The following is a 22,797-nucleotide window of genomic DNA, read 5'->3' as shown; positions in this document are numbered from 1 at the left end:
AATCGGAGCGGCTTGCAAGCCGCGACGTGGACGGCGCAAGCAACAGTAGGCACGTGTGCGCCATACAGGCACTCATAACAACGACATAAGACCCAAGTAGGAGATGAAATGAGCGACAAGAACCCATTGGCAGCCTTTATCCAGGCGATCGACAGCAAGCAGGTCCGTTTTGTGGATCTGACCCAGACTCTGTCTCCCAGCTTCCCCGCCTTGCAACTGCCTCCCCAATTTGGCCAGACTGCCGGTTTCTCGATTGAGCGCATCAGCCAATACGACGAAAACGGCCCAGGCTGGTACTGGAACAACTTCACCTGTGGCGAACACACTGGTACCCACTTTGACGCTCCTGCGCACTGGATTTCCGGCAAGGACCATCCAGACAACACGGTCGACACTATTCCAGTCGACAACTTCCTGCGCCCTGCCGTGGTGGTTGATGCTTCTGCTGAAGTGGCCCAGAACGAAGACTTCATTTTGACCTCCGAGTTCCTGTTGAACTGGGAAGCCAAGCATGGCCGTATCCCTGAAGGCGCCTGGGTGCTGTTTCGCACCGACTGGTCCAAACGCGTGAACGACGCCGAAGCCTTCCTGAACATGCGTGAAGACGGTGCTCACACGCCTGGCCCAGCTCAGGAAGCGGTAGAGTGGATGATTCACGAGCGCAAGGTTCACGGTTTTGGCGTTGAAACCATCAACACCGACGCTGGCCAATCCTACTCCTGGCCTATTGGCTACCCTTGCCACACCCTGATGCACGGTGCCAACCGTTACGGTCTGCAGTGCCTGTGCAACCTGGATCAGCTGCCCCCTCAAGGTGCACTGATCATGTCGGCCCCGTTGAAGATTGAAGGCGGTTCCGGCAGCCCATTGCGCGTGGTCGCACTGGTTGCTCAGTAAGTAGAAAACGGTGGGGAAGTGGCAGAACTGTGTACCATGCGGTTCTGCTGTTTTCTCACCTAGTGGTTTTCCATTATATTCGGCAGTATATATTTATCCGTAAACTATTCATCAATAAAATAAATTCACAAAAGAATGAATAGAGATCCAGCCATACAGCCAGTCTTGGTGTCAGGCAGCCGGTTTTAGCGGAGACAGTAGACGAGCCTTACGCAGCCTTTTTCAGGTTACGCGATACCGTCCCATTGCCCCCTGCGGCGCTACATCATGCCACGGCTTGGCCTTTTTGGCTGGGTAATTGATGTAGTCATGCTCAATGGTAGGCACATGATGGATACTTTTGAACTCGTTATCCGGGACATCCAGAACGCATCCCCGCTGATTCGCAGTTTTACGCTGGAGCCTGCCCAGGCCGGTTCCCTGCCCGCGTTTGCGCCGGGTTCGCACCTGCAGGTACAGATTCCTGATCTGAACGATCACCGCTGCTATTCCCTGATTTCGCTGGACGCCGACACGGCACAGGGCCCGACCTGTTACCGTCTGGGCGTGCGCCTGGAAGACAACAGCTCGGGTGGTTCGCGCTTCATGCACAGCCTGAAAGTAGGCGATACGCTGCGCGTGGCTGGTCCCAAGAATGATTTCCCCTTGCATGCTGCCGCTGAAGGCGAAACCGAAACCGTGCTGATTGCCGGTGGTATCGGTATCACCCCCATTGCCAGCATGGCCGCTGCCTTGCATCACCAGGGCCGCCCTTATCAGCTGCACTATGCTGGTCGCAGTGTGGAACAGTTGGCCTTTCTGGATGAGCTGAGCGCCCTGTCCGGCCCGGCTCTGCGTCACTACGCGGACGACAGCGAAGGCCGTTTCTGCCTGAATACCCTGCTCGACGGTCTGTCCAAAGACCAGCACATTTACGTCTGCGGCCCCAAAGGCATGATTGATGCCGTGATCGAAGCCTGCAAGCAACGTGGCTGGCCTGGCGACCATGTGCACTTCGAGCTGTTTGTGACGGCTGCTCCCCAGGAAGGCGACCAGCCTTTTGAAGTGGAACTGCGCCAAAGCGGCGTGACCCTGCAAATTCCCGCTGACAAGACCATTGTGGACGTGATGGAAGAGCAGGGCCTGGACCCCATGATCGACTGCAAACGCGGCGAGTGCGGCGTCTGTACCTGTGATGTGATCGAAGGCGAGGTTGACCACCGCGACTACTTCCTGAGCGACTCGGAAAAAGCCAGCAACAAGGTCATCCAGATCTGTATTTCCCGCGCCAAGACCCCGCGTCTGGTGCTGGATCTATAAGCCCAAGGGCGACGGAGAACATGATGGAAAAGTATCGTGATAATCCCCAGGCCATCCGCGAATTGGTACGCGAGGCCGAGGTCCACAAGGATTTGTACATCAACCAGGAGCTGTTTGAACTGGAGATGGAGCAGTTGTTCGTCAATACCTGGGTCTACGTTGGCCATGCCAGCCAGGTGCCCAATAAAGGCGACTTCTACACCACGACGGTCGGCACTGAATCGGTCATCATGGTGCGCCATACCGATGACAGCATCCGTGTGCTCTACAACCGCTGCCCGCACAAAGGTGTGCAAGTGGCGGGCGAGACCTGTGGCAACACGGGCAAGTTCTTCCGTTGCCCCTACCACGCCTGGACGTTCAAGACGGACGGCTCCCTGTTGTCCATCCCTTTGAAGAAGGGCTACGAGAACACCGGCTTTGAATGCACCGAAGGCAGCAAGGGCATGGCCGCAGTACAGAACGTCAAGGTGTACCGCGATTTCGTGTTCTGTCGACTGGCCGATGAAGGCATTGGCTTTGAGGAATTCTTTGGCGAGTCCCTGAGCACCATCGACAATATGGTGGATCGCTCCCCCGAAGGCCGTCTGGAAGTGGCCGGTGGCGTGATGCGTTACATGCACCAGTGCAACTGGAAAATGCTGGTTGATAACCAGACCGATACCTGTCACCCCATGGTGGCGCACGAGTCCTCGGCGGGTACTGCTGTGAAAGCCTGGGAAGCGGCCCCTCCGGGTACGCCCAAGCCCATGGCCGTTGAATTGTTTGCCCCCTTCATGTCGCCTTACGAGTTCTACGAAGGCATGGGCATTCGCGTGTGGGAAAACGGTCACGGCCATACCGGCGTGAGCAATTCCATTCACGCTGATTACTCCGAAATTCCGGGTTACTGGGACCAGATGGTCGAAGCCTACGGTGAGGAGCGCGCCAAAGCCATTTTGGGCGATACGCGTCACAACACTTGCTACTTCCCCAACATCATGGTCAAGGGCCCGATCCAGACCTTGCGTTTGTTCAAGCCGCTGGCCGCTGACAAAACCCTGGTGGAATCCTGGACCTTCCGCCTGGTGGGTGCACCCGACACCTTCCTGGAACGCACCCTGATGTACAACCGCCTGATCAACGCACCGACCTCCATGGTCGGTCACGATGACCTGGAAATGTACGAGCGTGCCCAGCACGGTTTGCAGTCGCGTGGTCGCGACTGGATGAACCTGGCCCGTCTGGTGGAAAAAGATGAAGACCAGCAAAAGAACGTGGTGATCAACGGCACCAGCGAAATGCAGATGCGCGCCCAGTTCCGCGCCTGGTTGAAGTTCATGCTGCCCGAGCAGCAGGCCAAGAAAGAAGAGGAATAACCATGAGCGAAATCAGCCGTCAGGCCCTTATCGATTTTGTGTATGCGGAAGCCCGCCTGCTGGATGAACAGCGCTACGAGCAATGGCTCGACCTGTTCACCGAGGATGGCTACTACTGGATGCCGCTGGTGCACGATCAGCAGGACGCCCGTTTGCACGCGTCCCTGATGCACGAGGACAAGCTTTTGCTGCGTATCCGTGTGGAACGTCTGGCAGGCCGCCGTACCTTTTCCCAGCAGCCCAAGAGCCGCAGCCATCACCTGCTCCAGCAACCCACTGTGGAAAGCATGGACGAGGAAAAAGGCGAATACACCGTGCGTTGCGCCTTCCATTACACGGAAACGCGTGGCGACAACCAAGATATCTATGTGGGTTGGAATACCTACACCCTGGTGCGCCAGGACGACGCCTTGAAGATCCGTCTGAAACGGGTGGATCTGCTCAATTGCGACGCGCCTTTCGGCAATATCCAGTTGTTTATGTGACAGGACAGGAGAATTTTTGATGGCCAACACCACGGTCTACCAGGCTTTTCGAGACACCGCCCAGAAATGGGGCGACAAGCCCTTTGTATGTACCCTGCCTGAGACCGCCGAGATCTACGGTATTGAAGCGGGCGAGCTGACTTATGGTCAGGCGCTGGAGCGTATCGACGCCTTGCGCGCCGGCTACGCCGCTGCTGGCTACGGCCACGGCCACCGCGTCGGCATCCTGCTGGAGAACCGCCCCGTGTTCTTCCTGCACTGGTTCGCACTGAACAGCCTGGGCGTGTCGATTGTGCCAATCAATCCTGATTTGCGCGCTGCCGAGCTGGAATACCTGATCGGCCATTCGGAAATGATCATGGCCATTGCCCTGCCCAGCCGTCACCAGGATCTGGTGGAAGCAGCTCAGCGTGCAGGCCAGCCCTTTGCCATCATGGCCGACGGCGATGTGCCACCCATGGTAAGCCGCGCCGCCGCCCGTTCCTGTGACATTCCTGACGAACACAGTGAATGTGCTCTGTTGTACACCTCCGGCACCACAGGCCGCCCCAAGGGCTGCATGCTGTCCAACCAGTACTTCCATTACGCCGGTGAGTGGTACCGCGACATTGGTGGTCTGGCTTCGCTGGAGCATGGCAAAGAGCGCATGCTGACTCCGCTGCCCCTGTTCCACATGAATGCCATGGCCTGCTCGACCATGGCCATGGTCAAGACCGGCGGTTGCCTGATCTCCCTGGACCGTTTTCACCCACGCAGCTGGTGGGATTCGGTGCGCGAATCCGGCGCAACCGTGGTGCATTACCTGGGTGTGATGCCTGCCATCCTGATGAAGGCCGAGGCCAGCGAAAAAGACCGTCAACACAATGTGCGCTTTGGTTTTGGCGCTGGTGTGGACCGTGGTCTGCATCCTATCTTTGAAGAACGCTTTGGTTTCCCGCTGCTGGAAGCCTGGGCCATGACGGAAACCGGCGCGGGTGCCAGCATCATCGCCAATCACGAGCCGCGCTTTATCGGCACCTCCTGCTTTGGCAAGGAAATGCCCGTGGTGGAAGTGCTGTTGCGCAAGGACGATGGCGAACCCGCTCAAGCCGGTGAAAACGGCGAACTGCTGGTGCGCTCGGCCGGTGACAACCCACGCTACGGCTTTTTCTCCGGCTACTGGAAAGACCCGGCTGCAACCGACGAAGCCTGGGAAGGCGGCTGGTTCCACACGGGCGACATTGTGTGCCGTGACGAACAAGGCTATCTGCACTTTGTGGACCGCAAAAAGAACGTGATCCGTCGTAGTGGCGAGAACATCGCTGCCGTGGAAGTGGAAAACATCATGCAGCAGCACCCGCTGGTGCGCTCCATTGCCGTGGCCGCCGTGCCCGACGCCATCCGTGGCGATGAAGTGATGGCGCTGGTGGTGCCGCACAATCCTATCGAAACCCAGGAACAGCGTGAACAGGCTGCCCAGGAAATGGTGCAGTGGGGTCTGACCCAGCTGGCCTATTTCAAGGTGCCCGGCTACGTTCTGTTTGTGGATGCTTTGCCGCTGACTTCGACCAACAAGATCCAGCGCGGTGAGCTGAAAACGGTTGCTCTGGCTGCGCTGGAAAACCCGGCCTGCGTGAACACGAATCACCTGAAAAAACGTCAGGAGGCCTAAGCCCATGGCCTTGCCGCAAGCAGCCCGCCAGGGCTATGACGATGTGGTGCTGGTCGCCCCGGTGACCATCCCCTACGAGCGCCATTCCGAGCAGACCGCGCATTGGTGGCTGGGTGCGGCATTGGGCCAGTTGCTGGCCCAGTCCGGCCTGAAAAAAGCCGACGTCGATGGTGTGTGTGTATCCAGCTTCACGCTGGGTTCGGACACTGCCGTAGGCGTGATGCAGCATTTTCAGATGAGCCCACGCTGGCTGGACCATATCCCCATGGGTGGGGCCAGCGGTGTGGTGGCCATGCGTCGTGCGGCCCGCGCCGTGCAGTGTGGCGATGCGTCCATCGTGGCGTGTATTGCGGGTGATACCAACCACCGTGAATCCTTCAAGAACACGGTGTCGGGCTTTTCCCGTTTCTCCCAGGATGCCGTCTACCCCTACGGTGCCGGTGGCCCCAACGCCAGCTTTGCGCTGCTGACGGACTACTACATGCGTCACTACGGTGCCACGCGTGAAGATTTCGGCAAGCTGTGCGTTGCCCAGCGCGATAATGCACTGCGCAACCCGCATGCCCTGATGAAAAAACCGCTGACGCTGGAACAGTACATGGAGGCGCGCGTCATTGCCGATCCCATCCACTTGTTTGACTGCGTGATGCCGTGTGCCGGAGCCGAAGGCTATCTGGTCATGCGCCGTGAACAGGCCGAAGCACTGGGCCTGCCTTATGTCCGTATCCGTTCTACCATCGAGCGTCACAACGCTTTCCCTGAAGACCCTGTGCAGCATCGCGGTGGCTGGGCCATGGACAAGGATGCGTTCTACGAACATGCGGGCCTCACCCCGGCAGACGTGGATTTCATGGAAACCTACGATGACTACCCCGTCATCAACGTCCTGCAGTTTGAAGACCTGGGATTCTGCGCCAAGGGCGAAGGCCCGGAGTTCATCCGCAAGAACACTTTTACGGTGGACGGCAGCTTTCCCTTCAATACCAGTGGCGGACAGCTATCGGTAGGCCAGGCCGGTGCAGCAGGCGGCTACCTGGGTCTGGTTCAGGCCTTGCGCCAATTGACGGATACCGCAGGCGACACGCAAGTGGCCAATGCCCGCATCGGCCTGGTGTCCGGCTTTGGCATGATCAATTACGACCGTGGTATTTGTACTGCTGCGGCCTTGCTGGAACGGGGGCAGTCATGAGCGACACCCAAATCTTGCCACCGGGTGCACGCAGCGCCACGGCAGCCGGACTGACCGAAGCCGCCCAACGCGGCGAATTCGCCCTGCAAGTGTGCCCGTCCTGCGGCACGGTGCAGTATCCCGCCCGCGATGTGTGCGGCCATTGCCTGCACACGACGCTGAACTGGCAGGCCGTTGCCGACACGGGTGTTCTGCAGGCCACGACCACCTTGCATCACAGCAACGAACCCTACTTTCAGGCACGACTGCCCTGGCGTATCGGCACAGTTGCCCTGGATTGCGGCCCTTTTGCCATCGCCCACTTGCCCGAAGGCGGGCAGGCGGACGAGAAAGTGCGCCTGAGTCTGGAGTTGGATGCTGGCGGCGTAGCCGTGCTGGTGGCGCGCCCTGCGCCCTGAATTAGCCTGGAGACAATCAAGATGACACAAGCTCAATACACCGCCATTGTGACGGGCGGCAGCACCGGTATTGGTGAAGACATTTGCCGCAAGATGCTGGATCAGGGTTACACCGTGATCAGCATGGCGCGCAATGTCCTGCCCTGGACGCACGAGCGTCTGCACTGCGTGCAGGTGGATTTGCTGGATGCAGCAGCAACCGAAAAAGCCGCCAAGGATATTGCCGAGCGCTTTGAAGTGACCCACTTCATCCACAACGCAGGCGTGATCTGGCCGGCCTTGCTGGACGAGGTCAAGCTGGAAGACTTGCAGGGTCTGACCCAGATTCACCTGGGTGCAGCCTTGCAGATTACCCAGGCGGTGGTGCCTGGCATGCGCGAGCGCCACTTTGGCCGCATCGTGTTGATGTCCTCGCGTGGTGCGCTGGGTCTGCAAACCCGTACTGCCTATGCCGCTACCAAGGCTGGCATGTTGGGTATGGCCCGTACCTGGGCGCTGGAACTGGCGGACCAAGGCATTACCGTCAACGTGATTGCCCCCGGTCCCATCACTACCAATATGTTCTACGACGTGGTTGAAGCCGGTAGCGAGCGCGAAGCCAAGCTGGCTGCTGCGATCCCTGTTAAGCGTCTGGGCCGTGCGGATGACATCAGTCGCGCAACCATGTTCTTCTCGGACCCTGAAAACAGCTTCATCACCGGCCAGACGCTGTATGTCTGCGGTGGTGCCAGCGTGGGTACGCTGACGATTTAATGTCGATGGGAGCATTGTAGCCTCGCTCCGATTTGGTGTTTTTAGTATTCATTGTGAGCTAGCTGCCTTTTAGGCAGCTAGCTTTTTTTTGTAAGTTGTATTTGGATTTCAATGGAATATTGCTTGATATTATCCGTTCAAAGGTGCTCATTTTTAGTAATAATTCTTAGATAAGAAAATCAATTTATCTAATTTTTTCATATTTGATTTTCCCTTTATTTCTTGAAATAATTTGTCCTAGGTCAAAAAATATATTTTATGGATATGTTTCAGAGTGAGGGAGTAATGAGTGTTGATTTAAATTTTAGGCTGCAAAAACATAGATTCAGCCCAGATATACTCTTAGATATCAAAAAATTGTATAAATTAGATAATTATCACTCTATTTTTGCTCTGTTTTCTAACTATTTTTTTGTGGTGCTATCTTTTTTTTTAGCCGAAAAATGGTTTTTTTTAGCTCCTTTGTCTATTTTAGTTATAGGGGCTAGGCAGAGGGCTTTAGCAACGCTGCTTCATGAATCTAGTCATCTTGTTCTTGCTAAAAATAGAATATTAAATAGAGCTATAGGTAGTTTTTTTCTGGTTGTTTGGTTTTTCAAACATGGGATTCTTATAAAAAATCACATGTCCTGGATCATCATATTTTTCTTGGTAATAAGCATAGGGATCCTGATTATTCTTATTATATTTCTTCTGGTGTTTACAACAAGCAGACTAGATTAGGTTTTTACTTAAATTTTTTTATAAAACCTATTTTTCAAATTAATTTTTTTGAAAATTTACGATATTTAATTGGCATAGATTATTAAAGAATTTAAGTGGTTTTGATCTATTCTCTATGCTTCTTTCTTTGTTCGTTTTTGGGGCCATTGGTGCATATTTTGTAGGCTGGTATTTTTTCTTATTATATTGGCTTCTCCCCTATTTAACTGTTTTTCAAACTATTAGTTGGTTTATTGAAACTGCTGAGCATTATCCTCTTGTAGGTAAGGCTGAAGTTGATTTGTATGCTTCTAGAAACAGGTTTGGTAATGTAGTAGAGAATTTTTTTACTGGCATTCATAATGAGCGATTTCATCTCGTACACCATCTTTTTCCAGCTATTCCTTTTTGGAATATGAGGAAAGCGCATTCTATTTTGCTCAGAGATGGTAGCTATTTTTCTGTTAACTCTAGATTTGGTGGAATTTTTTCTTCTACTACTCACTCTCCACCCTTATGGTTAAGTAATTCATTTCAGGTTAATAAAAAGGATTAGTTTTGTTTTCCTTGAGATCAGGTATATTTTTTGCGTTTCTAGCTGCATTTCTTAATTCTACCATTGCTATTTTTAGCAAATTCTTATTGCTTGAGATGGATGGTGCGTTGATTGCATTTTATCGAGCATTGCTAGGGGTGGTGGTTTTATGGGTTTTTTTTCCAAGGCGTTCTAATTTTCCTTCCGATTGGCGCGTAGTTCTGATTTGCGCATTTTTTGGTATTTTCTGTTTGTTTTTTTTTGAAACAAACGCTTATCAACATGACTCTGCTGCTAATGTGGTTTTTTCTATGATGGCTTGTGCGGCATTGAGTGCGTTTGCTCTGGAGTCCTGGTTTGCTCGTCGCTTGCCTTCGAGGGGGCAGTTGCTTAGCATCGTTTTATGTTTGCTCGGGCTTACCTTTTTGTTTGATTTGGCTAATCCCCAAGGTCTTCAAGGGATTGGTATGGCTGCGCTGGCTGGTTTGGGCTATGGCTTGTTTACGGTATTGGCGAAGCGTTGGGGTTTAGGTAGTGGTATTTTTGTTACGCGATCACTGTTAATGGCCGGATCTATATTTTTATTTTTTCCTGCTGCTCAAGTAGGCTTTGTACTACCTAGCCAAGAGGCTTGGGTGTTGATCGCCTTATTGGCAGTTGTGCCGTCTATGCTGGGCTTTTATTGCACAATACGAGCTGTTTCATTGACGTCCGCCTCTAAGGTCCAGGTATGTGAATTATCCGAACCTGTTTTTGTGATGATTGCTTCATTACTGATCTTTCACGAGCAGCCCACGGTAATGAGCTTGTTAGGGGCCGCGGTCATTTTGATCGGTATTTATCAGTTCGCGCGCTCGTAGAGCGGGCGGGGATAGCGACTGCCTTAACAGGCGGAATCTATCAACCCCGTCCTTCAATGTCTGGATCTATGCCTGATATTGTGGGGGGGCTGTTCCATTAAATGGCCTTTTTATCCCCCCAGGCGTACTTCGAGCAGACTGGTTGGAGAGGGGGCTGCATGAAGCCAAACGGACCTTCCGGTGGCCACTTTTTTCCCCTCCGTAAAGCCAATGTTTGCCTGCCCTCCGTAGAGTAGAGTCAGTCGTCACGGCTGCTGCGGCAGAGTTCCGCTGCTCCTGCACAGGACAAGTGCACTTGTTGCTGGCCATATTTCTTGCCATGTGAGATAGAAACCACGAATCCATGATTTTGGATGGAATTAAGGGTTTCTTTCTATTTACCTGGATTTGTTCATCTATAAACTATTTAGAACAGAAATATAACAATGCGCGTCGATTTTTCGAGGTGCATGATGACCCAAAAAACGGGCCTTCGCCGGCCAAAAAGAGTGGAGCTGTAATGAACGACGATCTGCCAGGAATGGAGCTGGTGCGTTCACGTGGAGTAGTACGAGTTGTAGAGACAATTCTGGATGCTGCCTGTGTGGTCATCTTGATCCTGATGACAGGGATCACTACCGTGGACGTGATAGGCCGGTACGTATTTCACGCCCCTTTGCTGGGCGCTTATGAAGCCAGCGAACTCTTGCTGGGTGTGCTGATTTTTGCGGCCTTGCCGCGTGTTACCTGGCACCAGCAACACTTGACCGTCAGTCTGATTGACGCCTGGCTAGGTCCAGTGGCGCGTCGTATCCAGCAATTCGTGATCAATGTGGTCTCTACCGTCATGTTGGCCGTGTTGACTGTCTACCTGTGGAGTCACGCCAACGAGCTGGCCGACTACGGCGATATGAGCAACGCCTTGCAAGTGCCCATTGCCCCGTTTGCCTACATCATCGCCACCATGACCGGCATTGCCACTGTGGCTTCCCTGTTCAAGATTTTTAGCTCTCCAAGCCGATAAAGACGGAGTTTTTTCATGTTGATTTCTATTATCGGACTGGCTGTCCTGCTGGGTAGCTTATTTCTGGGTTTGCCCATTGCCTGGGGCATGTTGCTGGTTGGTACGTTGGGTTTTGCCTTCTTTACCGGCATGGAAGCGGCCTTGACCATGGCGGCGCAGACCAGCTACGACACGGCCATGAGCTACAGCTTTACCGTGCTGCCGCTGTTCATCTTGATGGGTAATCTGGTCAATGCCTCGGGTTTGTCCAAGGACCTGTACAAAGCTGCCCACGCCTTTATTGGTCACCTGCGTGGTGGTCTGGCGATGGCCACGATTGTTGCCTGTGGTGCCTTTAGTGCACTCTGTGGCTCCAGTATGGCCACCACAGCGGCCATGGGTCGTGTGGCCATGCCCAATATGCGCAAGTACAACTATGACGATCGTCTGGCTACCGGCAGTATTGCGGCAGGCGGCACCCTGGGCATTCTGATTCCGCCCAGCGTGATGATGGTGGTCTACGGGATCTTGACCGAAACCGACATTGGCAAGCTGTTTGCCGCCGGCTTCCTGCCCGGCATGATTGCCATGCTGATGTACCTGATCACGGTGATGATCATTACCGCGATCAACCCGAATCTGGGCCGTCCTGGCGAAAAAGCTAGCTGGCGCGAGCGCTTTGAGGCGACCAAAGGCGTGATGGCCATTACCGTGCTGTTCATCGTCATCATGGGCGGTATTTACGGGGGTGTCTTCACCCCGACAGAAGCGGCGGGTATTGGCGCTGCAGCGACCTTCTTGCTGACCCTGAAGCGTCGTGGCTGGCAGCCTCGCATGTACCTGACGGTGCTGATTGAAGCCGCTCAAACCACGGCCATCATGTTTGCTTTGGTGATTGGTGCGCTGGTCTTTACCAACTTCCTGACCGTGGCTGGTTTGCCTAATCAGTTGCTGGGTTTCATCCAGGGCATTGATGTGTCGCCCATTGTGGTGATTCTGATCATCTGCGCGATTTACCTGGTTCTGGGTTGTTTCCTGGAAACCATGTCCATGGTCATGCTGACGGTGCCTATCTTCTACCCGATTGTGGCCTCTCTGGGCTTTGATCTGGTGTGGTTCGGCATCATCGTGGTGGTGGCTGCTGAAATCAGTCTGATTACCCCTCCGTTGGGTCTGAACATTTTCATGATCAAGAACGTGATGCCCGATGTTCCTTTGGGCACCATTATTCGGGGTGTGACTCCCTTTGTAATGATGGATATCGTGCGTTTGCTCTTGCTGGTGTTTGTCCCCTGGATTGTTCTGGTTGTCCCGAACAGTATGTAAACCCGGCCCGGATGCAGTTGTGATCCGGGCAGCAGTAAAGCCGCTGGGTGTGCAGGTCCAGGACCTGTTTACTGTCCCATCAAGTGGCCTGGACGCCGGGCTGTAGTGGCCCGGCAGCAAAATAATTTACGAGGAGTCGAGATGCGTGTTTTCAAAAAATTGGCCTTGAGCCTGGGCCTGGCTGCAGCAGCCCTGGCACCGACCATGCCTTCGGTTGCGGCTGAAGTTACCACCTTGCGTTTTTCCCAGTGGATGCCGCCAGGCCACTTTATCGTGACCAATATGTTCGAGCCCTGGGCCCAGGAAGTGGAAAAAGCCACGGAAGGCCGCGTGAAGGTGGAGTTCATCAACGCGCTGGGCAAGCCTCAGGCTCACCTGGATCTGGTGCGTAACGGTATTGCTGATATGGGCATGTCGGTACACAGCTACACGGCTAACCGCTTCCCGCTGATCGAGTTTGCCGAACTGCCCTTCACCACTGATGACGGCGGCGTGAACTCGGTGGCTTACTGGCGCACTTACGAAAAATTCATGATGGGTGCCAACGAGCACAAGGGCGTGAAGCTGCTGGGTATGTGGACCAGCCCTGCCACCGTGATCTTCACCAGTCAGGACAATGTGCAAAGCATTGATGATCTGAAAGGCAAGAAGCTGCGCTCGCCTAGCCCTTTGTTTGATGCGATTGGCAAGGCCCTGGGCATTGTGACCGTGAACGCGCCTGCTTCGGACAGCTACGAAATGCTGTCGCGTGGTGTGATCGACGGTATGTACTTCCAGTATGATCAATTGGATAACTGGAAACTGGACAAGCTGGTCAAGACTGCCGTGTCGGTGCCCGGTGGCTTTGGCAAATCCAGCCAGTACATGTTCATGAACGAGCGCAAATGGAACAGCCTGTCTGAAGCCGACCGCGCTGCTATCGAGAAGATCAGCGGCGAATGGATTGCCAACGACTTTGGTTCCAAATGGCAGGCTGCCGAACAGCAAGCCATTGAGAAGCACACCGCAGCTGGCCTGAAAACACTGCGCATCCAGGGTGAAGCAGCAGACCAGATGAAAGAGCGTCTGGCCTTTGTTGAAGAAGACTGGATCAAAGCTGCCGACAAGAAGGGCATCGACGGTAAAGCCGCTCTGGCCTACTTCCGCGAGCAGATCAAAGAGCTGAGCGCTGCCAAGTAATCCGCAGTACTACTACAGTTTTGGCCCCGTTTTCCTTTGGGAGAGCGGGGTTTTTTTTATGTTTTTGGGAGGGGCTGTTGTAAGGGCAAAGGATAGGCAATCGGGCCCATGCTTTAGCCCTGATCGACGTTTCTCCCTGTAAAACGCCGCTTCAGGCCCTGGGGGGGCTGGCAGGGCTGACCACTTGCCGGTGCTGCGCACCGGTGCCCTGGTCAAGAAAGAGCTACGGGCGCATCCTGAACTCGCCGGGTACTTGGTCCCCCGGACCAAGTACAAGCGCCCGGCTCAAACAGCAGGATGCTTGCATCCCTACGCTCTCCCTTGCCTGCGGCAAGTAGTCTGACTCGCCCCGCCAGTCCCCCCAGGGCCTGAATCGGCTTGCAGCGGAGGAAATGCACAAGTCCTCAAGCTTTAAGGCGTGGGCGGTGGTGCCCCCGTCTCCAGGTCATAGTGCTGATTGACGGCATATTCATTGATCACCGCCTTGCTGCGGAAGTATCGGGCCATGGCCTTGGGGTCGAGGTGCATATCGAAGCGATCCCGCGAACGCAACGTGGGCAGGAAAAAATACTTGGGTAGTTTTACGTGATGACGCTGATGCTTGTGGGCATCGGCCAAGATAGCGCGTCGTACCTGATCCTGCTCCCAGGTGCCGTGATAGCTGCGCAACATTAATCCGCTGGATACCAGCCATAGCGTGCCGCAGGCCCCCAAGGTCACTAACAGGTTGCGCTGCATGGGCATGGCGCGTTGCCCTTGCGCCAATAAATCATGTCCGTAAATAGACAAGGCCACCAGCAGATACATCAAGCCGCCGTTCAAGGCTCGCTTGGGGATATTAGGTGCCAGAACCAGAATGGCGTTGGCCAGAAGCGATGCGCCAATGAGCAGCCACATTGCCCGGCGTACAGATTCAGAAGACGCAGGCCCTATGGCAAAACGCCAAACCAGCATCATTAGAATCACCCCCCAGTACCGCAATAGGGCGTCCGGGAAACGACGACCAAAATGCTCCCCAATGCGCCATAACAAGGGCTGGTCATACCAATGAGCAAAGACCTCTGCGCGTACTTGATTGCCCGGAGCCAGGACCAGCACGGCGACTCCCAGCCCCATACAGAGCAACCAAACCAGATGCCATGAACCGAGCGAACCTGTGCGCTGAAAGTGCCTTAGGCCCAGATACGCCAGCAAACACCAGCTGATAATGCCGGTGTTTTCATTGGAACAACCGGCTAGCAGGCCCAGAAGGCAGAGCGTCAAGCCTGTGATCACAGAGGGCTTGTCCTTTTGCAAGTAGTAAATAAAGGCCAGCACAAAACCGAAGTTGAACAGATTGGGCCACAGGTAGTTGGCGGCGCCTACCAACCAGAATGTGGTTTGCCCCAGATGGGGGTTGACCAGCCAATACAAGGTGAACACCAGCAGCAGTAAAGACGGGCGCAAAGCTCGTCCGGCCAGTTGGGCCCCCAGTGCTGTCAGTACCGTGACCAGGCCAAACAGGGCCGCTGTATTCAGTGTGGCTTTCAGCCATCCCGGAGCCAGCGTGAGCATGGCGCTGGAGAGCGTATCCGAGACCAGACGACCGCTCCATTGCAGGTAATGTTGCTTGATCGACGTCCATGCAATGCCTTTGTTGGCGTAGTTGAAGTCGTCCGAGATCATGGGGGTGAGCCAATAAATGGCCCACGTAGCCATCACGGCCAGCACCGCAAAAGTAATAAAGGCCCAGGCACCAAAACGGTGGCCGAGCAGGGCCTGGCTGAATCGGGATTCAGCAAAAGAGAGAGTTGGGCTCATCGAGATGAAGCGGCGTGTTTGTGGCCAGGCCAATGACGACGGTATTACACATCGCTCGCCGTCCTGGGTGTTCAGGCCCAGGTGATATTGATTATTCACTTGGCGGGAAGCGAGGAATTATCTCAGATACCCGTTGAAACACAGCGTTTAACCACTTTGCTGATCGTCATCCTTTAAATCTAAACCAAATCGGGGTTTTCCCTGCTTTTGCGGCTTCTTGCGCTTATTGGCTAGGCGCTGCGCAAAGTGGATATACCGACAAAAAGAGCACTTCTACCATTGGCTCCATCGTCATACCTAAAAAACAAAAGGAGAACGGACGTGGGGGACATCAATAAAAAAATAGCAGCAGTGGTTCTGGGTGCAGGGGTATTGGGCGCCGGCCCGGCCTGTGCCATTGAAGGTAATGGTCTGCCTATTTATCCCGATGGTTTGGAAAACTTCATGAGTGGCGCCCTGCCGCCGCCCGGTGTGCACTTGCTGATGTACGGCGGTGCCATGCGTTACGACTCGGTGCGTGACAAGAATGGCGACAAGTTGCCTATTCCTGACTTCAAGGTCGATGTGGCAATGGTTGCGCCGCGTCTGGTCTGGGTGACGGACCAGCAGGTGTTTGGTGGCCAGTTGGCATTTCATGCCCTGGCTCCCCTGCTGACCGTCAAGGCACAGGCCGCTGGTCAGTCCCAGCGCCGTAGCGGTCTGGGTGACGTGGTGTTTGGTCCGGCCTTGGGCTTTCACCCCAGCGAGAAAATGCACTACATCCTGGGAGTGGATTTTGTCGCCCCGACTGGTCGCTACAAAGTGACCGACAGCGCCAACCTGGGCCGCAACTACTGGGCCATTCAGCCCGCCGCTGCCTTCAGCTACATGCAGCCCAGCGGCATCAACTGGGATTTGAAGATGATGGTGGACTTCAACTTCCGCAACAGCGACACCGAAACCCGTACGGGTAAAGCCATTCACGCCGACTACGCCGTGGGTTGGGGTTTTGGCAATGGCCTGGTGCTGGGGGTGGGTGGTTACGCCTATCAACAGATTGAAAGCGACCGTGGCCCCATGGCCGGTGACAGCAAGGCTCGTGCCTTCGCCATTGGTCCCAGCCTGCGTTACGCCAATGACAAAGGTCTGCTGATTACGGCCAAGTACCAGCAGGATCTGGGTGTGCGTGGCCGTCCTGAAGGAAAACAATTTTTTGTAAAAGTAGCGGTTCCGTTCTAAGGGCCCGCGGCAGGAGAGCGAGATGAAAGGATTGAAAGACAAGGTAGTCATCGTCACCGGCGGCGCAACACGTGTTGGCGCAGGCGTGGTCGAGGTGCTGATGGGCTATGGCGCACGTGTGGCCGTGTTTGATATTGATGCCGCAGGTGGTCAGAAAGCCGTAGGCAACGATGCTGCCAAAGCCAAATTCTGGGAAGTGGACATTACCAGCGATCAAAGCCTGAATGCCTCCATCGAGCAGGTGAAGGCGCATTTTGGCCGTGTGGATGGTCTGGTCAATCTGGCTTGTTCCTATCTGGATGAAGGCATGGCTTCCAGCCGTGAAGATTGGCTCAAGGCCTTGGATATCAACCTGGTCAGCGCGGTGCAGGCTGCCAAGGCTGTGCGTCCCTTGCTGCCGCGTGGCGGCTCCATCGTCAATTTCACATCCATTTCCTCGTCGATCGCTCAAACCGGGCGCTGGTTGTACCCGGTCTCCAAGGCCGCCTTGTTGCAACTGACACGCAGCATGGCGCTGGACTTTGCTCCTGACGGTATCCGTGTGAACTCGGTCTCGCCCGGCTGGATCTGGTCGCGTGTGATGGACGAGCTGACTGGCGGCGATCGCGCCAAAACCGATCGCGTGGCCTCGGCATTTCACATGCTGGGCCGCGTGGGCGATCCCCAGGAAGTGGGCGAAGTCGTGTCCTTCCTGCTCTCGGATTCCGCCAGTTTCGTGACCGGTGCCGATTACGCCGTGGATGGCGGCTACTCGGCCATGGGACCCGAGCAAGGTGTACCCGCCATTCCCAAGTTGGCTGAATAAGAAAAACCAGGACGCCGCCGCAGTGGCGTCCTTAGCTCCCTCAGAAGGAAAAAATCATGCGTAAAGTTGCTATTGTGGGCGCTGGCCAGGCTGGCATGCCCGTTGCATTCGGTCTTTTGGCCAAGGGCTACGACGTAGCCGTTTTCACCAACCGCAGCCCCGACGATGTTCGTGGTGGCCGCGTGATGTCCAGCCAGTGCATGTTTGCCGAGGCGCTGGACGTAGAGCGTCGCCTGGGCCTGAATTTCTGGGACGACGAGTGCCCGCCTGTACAAGGCATCGGCTTTGCCCTGCCCAACCCTGAACAGCCTGACACCAAAGCCGTGGACTGGAGCGGCCGTCTGGATCGTGAAGCGCAGGCAACTGACCAGCGCGTGAAAATGCCTTACTGGCTGGAGCTGTTCGAGCAGCGTGGCGGCAAGCTGATCATGGAAGACGTGGGCGTGGCCGAACTGGAGCGCATCACCCAGGAGTACGACCTGACCATGCTGGCTGCCGGTAAAGGCGAAGTGGTCAAGCTGTTCGAGCGTGACGATCAGCGCTCCATGTACGACAAACCTCAGCGCGCCCTGGCCCTGACCTATGTACATGGTCTGGAGCCTACGCCTGAGTACTCGCGCGTGTCCTTTAACTTCATCCCCGGTGTGGGCGAATACTTTGTGTTCCCCTCGCTGACCCTGTCCGGTCCCTGCGACATCATGGTGTTCGAAGGCGTGCCCGGTGGCCCACTGGATCGTTTCCGCGATGCCAAGACGCCCGAAGCTCATTTGGAGCAAAGCGTTTCTTTCCTGCGCGAATTCCTGCCTTGGGAAGGCGACCGAGCCCGTAATGTGGAACTGACCGACGCCCAAGGTTACCTGTCCGGTGCTTTCCCTCCCACAGTTCGCAAACCTGTGCTGACGCTGCCTTCGGGCCGCATGGTGCTGGGTCTGGGTGATGCCGTGGTCGTGAACGACCCCATTACCGGCCAAGGTTCCAACAACGCCGCCAAAGCCGCCCAGGTGTATCTGGACAGCATTTTGCAACGTGGCGAAGGCGCGTTTGACCGTAACTGGATGCAGGAAACGTTCGAGCGTTACTGGGATTACGCCAATCTGGTGGTGCGCTGGACCAATTCCATGTTGAAGCCACCAACCGACTCTTCTTTTGCCTTGTTGACCTCGGCTCAACAATCGCCTGCCCTGGCTCATTTCCTGGCCAACAGTTTCAACCACCCACCGGTTCTGTTCCCGGCCTGGGAAGATCTGAGTGCCGCTCAGGCATTGATCGAGAAGACTCGTAGCCAATCTGTGGCTGCCTGATAGATAGTATTCAAGGAGACGTATCATGACCCCCACCGCAACGCTGCAAGACTCCCCGTCCCAAACCGCTGCCCAGCGGCAGGCCGTGTCTGCCCAAGCGTTGGCAGCCGCTGACGCCAAACCCACACCGTCCAATCTGAATGTGGTCGATAGCCGTGCGTTTCGCCAGGCACTGGGCCATTTTCCAACGGGTGTGGCCATTGTCACGACTCGTTGTCCCGATGGCCGGGCGGTGGGTCTGACCATCAACTCCTTTACGTCCCTGTCGCTGGAGCCGCCCCTGGTGATGTGGAGCCTGGTGAATCACTCGCCCAGCCTGGAAATTTTCGAGAAGTGCAGCCACTTTGCGATCAACGTGATCAGCCAGGAACAAGTGCCCGTGGCCCTGGGGTTTGCCAACTCCCAGGTCAAGGACAAGTTTGCCCTGGTCTCGCATGTGGATGGTGAAGAAGGCGTGCCGTTGCTAGACGACTGTGTGGCGACCTTTGTGTGCGAGAACTACCGTCAGCACGAGGGTGGTGACCATACCTTGTTTATTGGCCGTGTGGTGCGCCACACCACGCTGACCGAACACGAGCCTGCGGTGTTTCATCGTGGCCGTTTCGCCAACCTGACCACGCCTAGCGGAGACCGTTGAAATGAGTGATGCGCACAGCGCTGATGTAGTCATTGTCGGCAGCGGGATGAACTCCCTGACCTGTGCCGCCTTGTTGGCCCAGCGGGGTTTGTCGGTGACAGTGCTGGAGCGCAATGCGGTGGCCGGGGGCTGCATCCGTACGCAAGAGCTGTTCCCCGGTTTTACCCATGATGTTCTGTCCAGTTGGTATCCCCTGTTCATGGGTGGCGCGTCGTATGCCGCCCTGGCAGAGCCCTTGGCCAAAGCCGGTCTGGAGTTTGTCAAAGGCGAGTACAGCACGGGTCTGGCCATTCCTGGTGGCCCGTCGCTGGCCTTGCGTCAGGATATGGACGACACTGTACGTCGCTTCAATGACTTGATGCCGGGTGAAGGCGATGCCTTGGGTGCCATGGCGGCTCGCATGTTTGGCCCGGATGCCGGTTTGGTATTTGGCTTGCTGGGCGGTGAGCCTTACCGTTGGCCCATGGCCAAACTGGCCTTTGGTGCCTGGCGCGAACGGGGTCTGGATGGCTTGATGTCCTTTGGCTCGCAAGCGCTGGAAAGCTTTCGGCGCTGGGCCATGCGCGAACTGCGCAGCGACCTGGCCCGCGCCATGATTGCTCCCTGGGTGCTGCATAGCGGTTTGGGCCCGGATGAAGCCAGCTCGGCCCTGATCGGCAAGCTGACCTTCAGCGCCGTGGTCAGTGGCGGTATGCCTGTCGTCAAAGGCGGCAGTTATCAGATTGTGAAAGCCTTTACCCGCATCATCGAAGAAGCTGGTGGCGCGGTACTGACCAATTCCCATGTGGATCGCGTGTTGGTGGAAGGCAATAAGGCGACGGGCGTGTGCGTCGGTACGCAGCGCTATCTGGCGCGTCGTGCCGTGGTGTGTAACGTGACGCCGGGTCAGTTGTATGGCGACCTTTTGCCTGAAGTTGAACCCGAGTTGTTGAAGTCCGCCCAGGATTATCACTATGGCCGGGGCGGCATGCAGATTCACTTTGCCTTGAATTCCCCGCCCGACTGGGTGGACCCGGAGCTGCGCCATGTCCCTATGGTGCATGTGACGGAAAGTATGGAGCAGGTGTGTTCCTCGGTGGTCACGGCCAGCAATGGCTACCTGCCTGCCAAGCCGACCTTGGCCGTGGGCCAGCCGGTGGCGGTGGATGTGACTCGCGCACCGGAAGGGCACTGGATTCTATGGGTACAAATGCAGGAGCTGCCGCGTCACATCAAAGGCGATGAAGCGGGCGAGATTCCTGTGCCAGCTGATGGACGCTGGAACGAAGCCGTGCGCGAGGCTATGGCCGATCGCGTTCAGGCTCGTCTGGAAACCGTCATGCCTGGCTTGGCCGCCAAGATTATCGGGCGTCGTAGCGTCAGCCCGGCGGATCTGGAAGCCTTGAACATGAATCTGGTGGGGGGCGATCCGTATAGCGGTGTGTGCTCACCGGATCAGTTCTTTTTCATGCGTCCTTTTGCAGGACACAAGAACGCGCGCAATGGCAACACGCCCTGGCGCAATCTGCATCAAATTGGTGCGTCGGTGCATCCAGGCCCTGGCTTGGGTGGTCAATCCGGCTATCTGGCAGCCCAGCGTATCTTGAAGGGGTGAGAGGACGGGTGAGGCGGTCAGCTTAGTGCTGGCCGCCGCGCACTCGTTGCAGGGTCTCGCTAGGCGTTTCGCCAAAGCGGCTGCGGTATTCGGCGCTGAAACGGCCTTGGTGGGCAAAGCCCCAGCGCATGGCCAGGTCGGCCAGCGTCAGGTGAGGCTCGTTGGAATGGATCAGTTCGTGGCGCAGACGGTCCAGACGAACCTGGCGCAGGTACTGCATGGGGCTGACGCCGTAGTGGTCTCTGAAGGCTTGCTGCAAGGTGCGGGAGCTCACGCCCGCAATGGTGCTGAGTTCGTCTACCGTGACCGGCAAATGGGCCTGCTCATGCAAGTGGCTGGCTACTTTCTTCAAGTGGCGCGGCAAGATGCGGGCGGGGTTCAGGGCCTGAATCTGAGCCGGTGGGTGCAGATCCAGCAAGGTTGTCACCGCCAATTGCTCCAGCTGGTTGATAATCAACGGCGAGCGCCGGATGTCTTCGTAGTTGCGTGCACAGTCCAGCACGTAGCGCAGCATGATTTGCCAGGAAGGCTGGGTGTGAGCTTCCAGGCGTACCGGAAACAGCAAACCTTGCGGGCCTACGTCCAGGCCCATGCCACGGGCAGCCTGTTCCACCAGATTGCGGTCTATCTTGAGCATTAATTGCTCATTATTGGCGTGCCAGACCATGTCCACATCCTCGTTGGGATTCAGGATCGTGGCGGCGTAGGGACTGGAGTCCACAGTCTGGCCACCGCAGCGAATTTTGGCGGTGCCGTATTGGGGCATCTGGACCAGGTAGAAACCGGCCAGGTGATCGGGTTGTATGTGTACGTCGGCGCCATAGCCCAGGCGGCTCAAGGCGACCTGACCAAACTGGGCGTGTCGCAGCCGGGTTTGCAGGGTCTGGTCGGCACGTAGCTGCTTGAGCTGGTGCGACTTGAACATATCGCTGACAGATTTGCGCACGTGTTCCAGGTCAGCAGAAGCTACACGTGCCCAGTGATCGGGCTTATTTTCCATGTTTCATGTGCCTAGATGGTTCTGAAAGGCAGGAAGGATACGTAAAACCTTGAGTTTCAACGGTTTGCAGCGGCTTTATTTTAGTTGTAAAGTATATCAGTGGGCCACCGGGATTTCCCGCAGTCCCGTTTAGTTTGTTGTGTTTATTAACAGAGAGAACCGTGCAGAAAGACTTTCACTTCTACGAACCCACACAAGGCCATGGACTGCGCCACGACCCGATCAGTTCTATTGTGGGTCCCCGTGTCATCGGCTGGATTGGCACCAAAAGCAAGGAAGGTGTGCTGAACCTGGCTCCATACAGCTTCTGCAACGTGTTCAACTACCGCCCGCCTGTCATCGCTTTTTCCAGCGTGGGCTACAAAGACAGCGTGCGCAACGCAATTGAAACCGGCGTCTTTACCTGGAACCTGGCTACCCGTGATCTGGCCGAACCCATGAACATGACCAGCCTGGAACAAGATGTGCGCGAGTTTGAAGTCGCGGGTCTGACGCCTGTGGATTCCCGACTGATTGATGCCCCCCGCGTGGGCGAGAGCCATGCCTCGCTGGAGTGCAAGGTGACGACGCACTTCCAGTTGAAAGACTCGGAAGGTAAGGATCTGAACACCTGGATGGTGCTGGGTGAAGTGGTCGGCGTGCATGTGTCGCCCAACAGCATCGTGGACGGCATTTACCGTACCGCGATCCCACGTCCGATTCTGCGTGGTGGTGGTCCTGGCGATTACTTTGAGATTACGGACCTGGCCTTGTTTGATATGCCACGTCCCAAGTCCTGATAGCAGGGCTGTAGTCAGAAGCCGCTGGTTGGCGGCTTCATTAGGATGG

22 protein-coding genes are annotated in these 22,797 nt (G+C 55.8%); 20 read left to right on the top strand and 2 right to left on the bottom strand.

Features of this window, described 5'->3' with window-relative positions:
- Positions 1-108: 108 nt before the first annotated feature.
- The 14 genes from MID00_RS07740 (at position 109) to MID00_RS07675 (ending at position 13,614) form a co-directional block, all read left to right on the top strand.
- Entirely contained in the window at positions 109-897 is a 789-nt protein-coding gene (locus tag MID00_RS07740; RefSeq protein WP_009463818.1) for a cyclase family protein, read from the top strand.
- 330 nt (positions 898-1,227) lie between these two features.
- Positions 1,228-2,196 (top strand): PDR/VanB family oxidoreductase, encoded by a 969-nt coding sequence (locus tag MID00_RS07735; RefSeq protein WP_009463817.1) that lies wholly within the window; start codon positions 1,228-1,230, stop codon positions 2,194-2,196.
- A gap of 23 nt (positions 2,197-2,219) precedes the next feature.
- Positions 2,220-3,554 (top strand): aromatic ring-hydroxylating dioxygenase subunit alpha, encoded by a 1,335-nt coding sequence (locus MID00_RS07730; protein WP_009463816.1) that lies wholly within the window; start codon positions 2,220-2,222, stop codon positions 3,552-3,554.
- A 2-nt stretch (positions 3,555-3,556) separates the two neighbouring features.
- The gene (locus MID00_RS07725; RefSeq protein ID WP_009463815.1) at positions 3,557-4,039 is read left to right on the top strand and encodes an aromatic-ring-hydroxylating dioxygenase subunit beta; all 483 of its coding nucleotides are present in this window, start codon (positions 3,557-3,559) and stop codon (positions 4,037-4,039) included.
- A gap of 19 nt (positions 4,040-4,058) precedes the next feature.
- A complete protein-coding gene (locus MID00_RS07720; protein WP_021447146.1) occupies positions 4,059-5,690 on the top strand; it encodes an AMP-binding protein in 1,632 nt (543 codons plus the stop codon).
- Between the two features lie 4 nt (positions 5,691-5,694).
- Positions 5,695-6,879 carry a thiolase family protein gene (locus MID00_RS07715; protein WP_083055163.1) on the top strand — a complete coding sequence of 395 codons (1,185 nt, stop codon included), beginning with the start codon at positions 5,695-5,697 and terminating at the stop codon, positions 6,877-6,879.
- A complete protein-coding gene (locus tag MID00_RS07710) occupies positions 6,876-7,277 on the top strand; it encodes a Zn-ribbon domain-containing OB-fold protein (protein ID WP_026483927.1) in 402 nt (133 codons plus the stop codon). The genes MID00_RS07715 and MID00_RS07710 overlap by 4 nt, the downstream gene beginning before the upstream one ends.
- A 21-nt stretch (positions 7,278-7,298) precedes the next feature.
- On the top strand, positions 7,299-8,030 hold the full coding sequence (locus MID00_RS07705; RefSeq protein ID WP_009463811.1) for an SDR family NAD(P)-dependent oxidoreductase: 732 nt from the start codon (positions 7,299-7,301) through the stop codon (positions 8,028-8,030).
- A gap of 285 nt (positions 8,031-8,315) precedes the next feature.
- On the top strand, positions 8,316-8,753 hold the full coding sequence (locus MID00_RS07700; protein ID WP_254500126.1) for a hypothetical protein: 438 nt from the start codon (positions 8,316-8,318) through the stop codon (positions 8,751-8,753).
- Between the two features lie 115 nt (positions 8,754-8,868).
- Positions 8,869-9,288, top strand: a complete 420-nt coding sequence (locus MID00_RS07695; RefSeq protein ID WP_254500125.1) for a fatty acid desaturase — start codon at positions 8,869-8,871, stop codon at positions 9,286-9,288.
- A 2-nt stretch (positions 9,289-9,290) separates the two neighbouring features.
- Positions 9,291-10,127 (top strand): DMT family transporter, encoded by an 837-nt coding sequence (locus MID00_RS07690; RefSeq protein ID WP_254500124.1) that lies wholly within the window; start codon positions 9,291-9,293, stop codon positions 10,125-10,127.
- Between the two features lie 499 nt (positions 10,128-10,626).
- Positions 10,627-11,130, top strand: coding sequence for a TRAP transporter small permease (locus tag MID00_RS07685; protein WP_009464436.1), 504 nt, complete (start codon positions 10,627-10,629; stop codon positions 11,128-11,130).
- A 15-nt stretch (positions 11,131-11,145) separates the two neighbouring features.
- The gene (locus MID00_RS07680) at positions 11,146-12,435 is read left to right on the top strand and encodes a TRAP transporter large permease (protein WP_021447142.1); all 1,290 of its coding nucleotides are present in this window, start codon (positions 11,146-11,148) and stop codon (positions 12,433-12,435) included.
- A gap of 141 nt (positions 12,436-12,576) precedes the next feature.
- Entirely contained in the window at positions 12,577-13,614 is a 1,038-nt protein-coding gene (locus MID00_RS07675) for a TRAP transporter substrate-binding protein (protein ID WP_009464173.1), read from the top strand.
- Between the two features lie 411 nt (positions 13,615-14,025).
- On the opposite strand, the gene MID00_RS07670 is transcribed toward MID00_RS07675, so the two are convergent.
- Positions 14,026-15,414, bottom strand: a complete 1,389-nt coding sequence (locus MID00_RS07670; RefSeq protein WP_254500123.1) for a DUF6056 family protein — start codon at positions 15,412-15,414, stop codon at positions 14,026-14,028.
- Positions 15,415-15,744: 330 nt separating this feature from the next.
- On the opposite strand from MID00_RS07670, the gene MID00_RS07665 reads away from it, so the two are divergent.
- Genes MID00_RS07665 through MID00_RS07645 form a run of 5 tightly spaced genes read left to right on the top strand, consistent with a single transcriptional unit; the run spans position 15,745 to position 20,969 of the window.
- On the top strand, positions 15,745-16,632 hold the full coding sequence (locus MID00_RS07665; RefSeq protein ID WP_031232820.1) for a transporter: 888 nt from the start codon (positions 15,745-15,747) through the stop codon (positions 16,630-16,632).
- A gap of 22 nt (positions 16,633-16,654) precedes the next feature.
- Positions 16,655-17,437: an SDR family oxidoreductase gene (locus tag MID00_RS07660; RefSeq protein ID WP_009461225.1), complete on the top strand. Its 783-nt coding sequence runs from the start codon at positions 16,655-16,657 to the stop codon at positions 17,435-17,437.
- A 56-nt stretch (positions 17,438-17,493) separates the two neighbouring features.
- Positions 17,494-18,738: a styrene monooxygenase/indole monooxygenase family protein gene (locus MID00_RS07655; RefSeq protein WP_009461224.1), complete on the top strand. Its 1,245-nt coding sequence runs from the start codon at positions 17,494-17,496 to the stop codon at positions 18,736-18,738.
- A gap of 25 nt (positions 18,739-18,763) precedes the next feature.
- A complete protein-coding gene (locus MID00_RS07650; protein WP_026483919.1) occupies positions 18,764-19,375 on the top strand; it encodes a flavin reductase family protein in 612 nt (203 codons plus the stop codon).
- Position 19,376: 1 nt separating this feature from the next.
- Positions 19,377-20,969, top strand: a complete 1,593-nt coding sequence (locus MID00_RS07645; protein WP_009461222.1) for an NAD(P)/FAD-dependent oxidoreductase — start codon at positions 19,377-19,379, stop codon at positions 20,967-20,969.
- Between the two features lie 22 nt (positions 20,970-20,991).
- On the opposite strand, the gene MID00_RS07640 is transcribed toward MID00_RS07645, so the two are convergent.
- Positions 20,992-21,969: an AraC family transcriptional regulator gene (locus tag MID00_RS07640; protein ID WP_254500122.1), complete on the bottom strand. Its 978-nt coding sequence runs from the start codon at positions 21,967-21,969 to the stop codon at positions 20,992-20,994.
- 161 nt (positions 21,970-22,130) lie between these two features.
- Between MID00_RS07640 and MID00_RS07635 the strand changes: the two genes are divergently transcribed.
- Positions 22,131-22,748, top strand: coding sequence for a flavin reductase family protein (locus tag MID00_RS07635; RefSeq protein ID WP_035269337.1), 618 nt, complete (start codon positions 22,131-22,133; stop codon positions 22,746-22,748).
- The last annotated feature ends 49 nt before the right edge of the window (positions 22,749-22,797 follow it).

Origin of the sequence: Alcaligenes sp. NLF5-7, from assembly GCF_024266725.1 — a bacterium.
GTDB classification, from domain to species: Bacteria; Pseudomonadota; Gammaproteobacteria; order Burkholderiales; family Burkholderiaceae_B; genus Alcaligenes; species Alcaligenes phenolicus.
Note: the sequence above shows the minus strand (reverse complement) of the source record. Positions and strands in the feature narration are given on the sequence as shown.

What these genes read in the sequence shown, in the direction of transcription:
- MID00_RS07740 (WP_009463818.1), top strand. Translation starts at nt 109, where the DNA reads ATGAGCGACAAGAACCCATTGGCAGCCTTTATCCAGGCGATCGACAGC.
- MID00_RS07735 (WP_009463817.1), top strand. Translation starts at nt 1,228, where the DNA reads ATGGATACTTTTGAACTCGTTATCCGGGACATCCAGAACGCATCCCCG.
- MID00_RS07730 (WP_009463816.1), top strand. Translation starts at nt 2,220, where the DNA reads ATGGAAAAGTATCGTGATAATCCCCAGGCCATCCGCGAATTGGTACGC.
- MID00_RS07725 (WP_009463815.1), top strand. Translation starts at nt 3,557, where the DNA reads ATGAGCGAAATCAGCCGTCAGGCCCTTATCGATTTTGTGTATGCGGAA.
- MID00_RS07720 (WP_021447146.1), top strand. Translation starts at nt 4,059, where the DNA reads ATGGCCAACACCACGGTCTACCAGGCTTTTCGAGACACCGCCCAGAAA.
- MID00_RS07715 (WP_083055163.1), top strand. Translation starts at nt 5,695, where the DNA reads ATGGCCTTGCCGCAAGCAGCCCGCCAGGGCTATGACGATGTGGTGCTG.
- MID00_RS07710 (WP_026483927.1), top strand. Translation starts at nt 6,876, where the DNA reads ATGAGCGACACCCAAATCTTGCCACCGGGTGCACGCAGCGCCACGGCA.
- MID00_RS07705 (WP_009463811.1), top strand. Translation starts at nt 7,299, where the DNA reads ATGACACAAGCTCAATACACCGCCATTGTGACGGGCGGCAGCACCGGT.
- MID00_RS07700 (WP_254500126.1), top strand. Translation starts at nt 8,316, where the DNA reads ATGAGTGTTGATTTAAATTTTAGGCTGCAAAAACATAGATTCAGCCCA.
- MID00_RS07695 (WP_254500125.1), top strand. Translation starts at nt 8,869, where the DNA reads ATGCTTCTTTCTTTGTTCGTTTTTGGGGCCATTGGTGCATATTTTGTA.
- MID00_RS07685 (WP_009464436.1), top strand. Translation starts at nt 10,627, where the DNA reads ATGAACGACGATCTGCCAGGAATGGAGCTGGTGCGTTCACGTGGAGTA.
- MID00_RS07680 (WP_021447142.1), top strand. Translation starts at nt 11,146, where the DNA reads ATGTTGATTTCTATTATCGGACTGGCTGTCCTGCTGGGTAGCTTATTT.
- MID00_RS07675 (WP_009464173.1), top strand. Translation starts at nt 12,577, where the DNA reads ATGCGTGTTTTCAAAAAATTGGCCTTGAGCCTGGGCCTGGCTGCAGCA.
- MID00_RS07670 (WP_254500123.1), bottom strand. Translation starts at nt 15,414, where the DNA reads ATGAGCCCAACTCTCTCTTTTGCTGAATCCCGATTCAGCCAGGCCCTG.
- MID00_RS07660 (WP_009461225.1), top strand. Translation starts at nt 16,655, where the DNA reads ATGAAAGGATTGAAAGACAAGGTAGTCATCGTCACCGGCGGCGCAACA.
- MID00_RS07655 (WP_009461224.1), top strand. Translation starts at nt 17,494, where the DNA reads ATGCGTAAAGTTGCTATTGTGGGCGCTGGCCAGGCTGGCATGCCCGTT.
- MID00_RS07650 (WP_026483919.1), top strand. Translation starts at nt 18,764, where the DNA reads ATGACCCCCACCGCAACGCTGCAAGACTCCCCGTCCCAAACCGCTGCC.
- MID00_RS07645 (WP_009461222.1), top strand. Translation starts at nt 19,377, where the DNA reads ATGAGTGATGCGCACAGCGCTGATGTAGTCATTGTCGGCAGCGGGATG.
- MID00_RS07640 (WP_254500122.1), bottom strand. Translation starts at nt 21,969, where the DNA reads ATGGAAAATAAGCCCGATCACTGGGCACGTGTAGCTTCTGCTGACCTG.